This window comes from Luteococcus sp. (assembly GCF_043424415.1).
Lineage (GTDB): Bacteria > Actinomycetota > Actinomycetes > Propionibacteriales > Propionibacteriaceae > Luteococcus.
Genome location: NZ_JBHWOO010000183.1, coordinates 1 through 3,941 on the forward strand (window position 1 = coordinate 1; position 3,941 = coordinate 3,941).

The window sequence follows — 3,941 nt, forward strand, 5'->3', positions numbered from 1 at the left end:
GGGCTGTTCCCCGACTGCGCCATGCTCTACCACCTCTCCCGGGCCGGTGCCGTCGGCACGCATCTCGCGCTCACCAGCAGCAACTTCACCGGCGGCGACGCCATCCAGCTCGGCATTGCGGACGAGTCGGCCGACGGCGAACTCCCCGCTCCCCTGTTCGACGGCTCCAACGCCTGGATCGAGGAGTGCTACCAGGGCGACGACGTGTGCGAGATCGCCAAGGCGCTCGAGAACCACCCCGACGAGGCGGCCCGTCAGGCCGGGGCCGACCTGCGCGCCCGCTCCCCCTACGCCGTCCACGTCGCGTTCCGGGCGCTCAACCGCGCCAAGGACCTCTCCCTCAGCGAGGTGCTGTATCAGGACCTCCGCCTGTCCGAGTCGCTGATCCCGGTGGACTTCGTCGAGGGCGTGCGCGCGCTGCTGGTGGACAAGGACAACAATCCGCAGTGGAAGCACGCCTCCCTGGAGGACGTGCCGGCCGACGACGTGGACGCCGCGTTCTCCTACCGCTCGGGCTGGAACGCCTGACGCAGGCAAACTTGGCCTCCGGGATTAGGATGGGCCGAGCCCCTCTACTCTCCAGGAAGTTGCATGTCCGAGATTCATGACGTCATCATCGTCGGCTCCGGCCCGGCCGGTTACACCGCCGCGATCTACGCCGCCCGCGCCAACCTCAGGCCCGTCATCTTCGAGGGTGCCTTCGAGTCCGGCGGCGCGCTGATGAACACCACCGAGGTGGAGAACTACCCCGGTTTCCCGGAGGGCATCCAGGGCCCCGACCTCATGATGGAGATGCGTAAGCAGGCCGAGAGGTTCGGCGCCACGCTCATCACCGACGACGTCACCGCCCTCGACCTCACCGGTGAGGTGAAGATCGTCAAGGATTCGGAGGACACCGAGTACCGAGCCCGCACCGTCATCCTCGCGATGGGTTCCGGGTACCGGAAGCTGGGCCTCCCCGACGAGGAGCGCCTCTCCGGCCGTGGCGTGTCCTACTGCGCCACCTGCGACGGTGCCTTCTTCCGCGACAAGCCCATCGCCGTCATCGGTGGCGGCGACTCCGCGATGGAGGAGGCCACGTTCCTGTCGCGCTTCGGCTCGAAGGTGGTCATCGTGCACCGCCGCGACGAGCTGCGCGCGTCGAAGATCATGGCCGAGCGCGCCATGAAGGACCCGAAGATCGAGTTCGCCTGGAACTCCGCGGTCTCCGCCATCAACGGCGCCACCAGCGTCGAGTCGATCACGCTGACCGACACCATCACCGGCGAGACCCGCGACGTCGAGATCAACGGCCTGTTCGTCGCCATCGGCCACGACCCGCGTTCCGAGCTGGTCAAAGACGAGGTGCACCTGGACGCCGAGGGTTACGTGCTCGTCGACGGTCGCTCGACGGCCACCAACCTGCCCGGCGTCTTCGCGTGCGGAGACCTGGTGGACCACACCTACCGTCAGGCGATCACCGCCGCCGGCAGCGGCTGCTCCGCAGCTCTCGACGCCGAGCGTTACCTCGCCTCGCTCGACGACTGAGTCCGTTCCGCTCCCGCCCCGACTAGACTCGACAGGTCCGACCCAGAAAGAGGCAACTCATGACAGTCACCGACGTAACCGAAAAGACGTTCGTCGACGAGGTGTTGATGGCCGATGGCCTCGTCATCGTCGACTACTGGGCAGACTGGTGCTCCCCCTGCAAGCAGATGTCGCCCATCATCGACGAACTCGCAGCCGAGTACACGGACGTGAAGTTCGTGAAGGTCGACACCAACGCCAACCCGAACCTGGCCGCCGAGCAGGGCGTGCTGAGCCTGCCCACGCTGCAGTTCTTCGCCCATCGCCGCCGAATCAGTCTCGTGATCCGGGCGGATCTCGTGATACATCCGCACCGCCCGAGCCTTCAACTCAGCAGGGTACCTCTTCGATGTGTTTCCTGGCATGACTCCCATCCTTCCAAGGAACGGAGTCTCCGGACTTGCCGGGGCGGTTCAGGACTCGGCTCGCAGGGTGGCGAGTTGCTGTTCTTGGCTGCGTCGGTCTTGGTTGAGGCGTTCCAGCCGCGCGTCGATTCGGTTGATTGAGGCGGTGAGTGCGGTTGCGAGGGCGCTGTCGGTTGGTGCGCGGCGTAGGTCGAGGCGGAGTTCGCGGCGGTGGGTTCTGGTTTCGGTGATGGCGCCGGCGAGGGTGTCGAGGCGGTCGCGTTGGTGGTGGATGAGTTCACGCAGTTCGTTGTCGCTGTGGTGGCCTTCGGCGCGCTGGGTCCAGGACGGGGCCTTTGCGCCGTTGCGTAGTTCGGCGGGCTGTGGGGCGTGGAGGGCGGCTTCACGCAGTACTTGGCGGGTCTCTTCGCGCCGTTGGTCGGCGGTGCCCAGCGCCTTCTGCAGCGCTTCTGGGGCCATTTCGCGTAGGGGCCGGTGTTGGGTGCTGTAGCGGTGGTCTTCGGCGAGGTTGAGGTGCTTGTTGATGCGCCAGATGATCAGGCCTGTGGGGTCGGCGGTGTGGTCTGGGAGTTCGGCCGCAGCGATGCCCAGGATGCGGTCACAGGAGAAGCCGGCATCCTCGGCCTTGGCGATGGTGGCGAAGAGACGGTCTCGTGTGTCGCTGCCGAGCAGTTGCGCGGCCAGGTGCGGGTGTTGGGTGCGAATGATGGTGTGGTAGCGGTGTTGGTCGGCTCGTTGGGGTGTGACACTTCTCGTGGACAGTCGTTACCAGGAAGGAACGACGAGACGAGATGTCATCGATACGCAGGAAGTACACCCCGGAGTTCAAGGCTGACGCGGTCCAGCTCGTGGTGGTCGCGCAGCGGCCGATCGCGCAGGTCGCGCGGGAGTTGGAGATCAATGAGAGCTCGCTGGGCTACTGGGTCAAGATCTACCGGGAACAGCACCCCGACCCGGTGAAGGCCCCGCCGCCGGTGGAGGCGGCCCGGCTGGCCGCGTTGGAGGCCGAGGTGCGCCGGCTGTCGGAAGAGAACGCGTTCCTGAAAAAAGCCGCGGCCTTCTTCGCCAGGACGCAACCGTGACCGACAAGTTCACGCTGATCCACGCGGAGAAGGCCACCCACCCGGTCGGGTTGATGACCCGCCTGCTGCACGTGTCACGCGCCGGTTACTACTCGTGGGTGAAGCGAGGCGACACCCCGAGCCCGGCGGCGACCCGACGGGCGGAGGTGACCGCCGCGGTGATCGACAGCCACACCGCCTCCAACGGCGTCAACGGGCACCGCCGGGTGCGCGCCGATCTGAGCGCCGACGGCGTGCCCGCCTCGGAGGGAATGGTGCGCTCGATCATGCGCCAGGCCGGGATCGCCGGCATCCAGCCCCGGACGAAGAAACGCACCACGATCCCCGCCGGCGACGCCGAACAGCGCCCTGACCTGGTCAAACGCGACTTCACCTCCGACACGCCAGGGACCAAGCTGGTCGGTGACATCACCTACCTGCGCACCGGCGAGGGGTGGCTGTTCCTGGCCACCGTGATCGATCTCCACTCCCGGATGGTGGTCGGCTGGGCAATGGCCGAGCACATGCGCACCGAGCTGATCAGCGCCGCTCTGCGGATGGCCCACACCCACGGACACCTCGCCCCTGGAGCGATCTTCCACTCGGACCGCGGATCTCAGTACACCTCAGCCGATTACGCCGCCGTCGCCAGCCAACTCGGGGTGCGGTTGTCGGTCGGGCGGACCGGATCGTGCCACGACAACGCGGTCGCCGAATCGTGGTTCTCGATGCTGAAGAACGAGATGTACCACCGGCACAGGTTCGCGACCCGAGCCCAAGCCAGGCTCCACGTCATGCAGTACATCGAGGTGTTCTACAACCGACGCCGCCGCCACTCCACCCTCGACTACCAAACCCCAGCCGCGGTCCACGCCGCTGCCCACCAACCTCAGACCGCTGCCGCGGCCTGACCAACAAAACACCTGTCCACGAAACTTGACACAGCCCA

Annotated in this window: 3 protein-coding genes and 1 pseudogene; all 4 read left to right on the plus strand. The window is 66.7% G+C overall.

Annotated elements, in window-relative coordinates; all coding sequences use genetic code 11:
* On the plus strand, nucleotides 1–528 hold a 528-nt coding region (locus ACHFFZ_RS10780), incomplete at its 5' end, for an enoyl-CoA hydratase/isomerase family protein (protein ID WP_394276627.1).
* A gap of 63 nt (nucleotides 529–591) precedes the next feature.
* On the plus strand, nucleotides 592–1,527 hold the full coding sequence (gene trxB, locus ACHFFZ_RS10785) for a thioredoxin-disulfide reductase (protein WP_394276628.1): 936 nt from the start codon (nucleotides 592–594) through the stop codon (nucleotides 1,525–1,527).
* Between the two features lie 59 nt (nucleotides 1,528–1,586).
* Nucleotides 1,587–1,823 (plus strand): annotated as a pseudogene (locus ACHFFZ_RS10790) (thioredoxin family protein); the annotation flags it as partial.
* Nucleotides 1,824–2,722: 899 nt separating this feature from the next.
* Nucleotides 2,723–3,903, plus strand: a protein-coding gene (locus ACHFFZ_RS10795; protein WP_394276629.1) for an IS3 family transposase whose coding sequence is annotated in 2 segments (ribosomal slippage) — nucleotides 2,723–2,975 and nucleotides 2,975–3,903 — 1,182 coding nt in all. Because the reading frame shifts where the segments join, the coding sequence is not laid out codon by codon here.
* Nucleotides 3,904–3,941 lie beyond the last annotated feature (38 nt).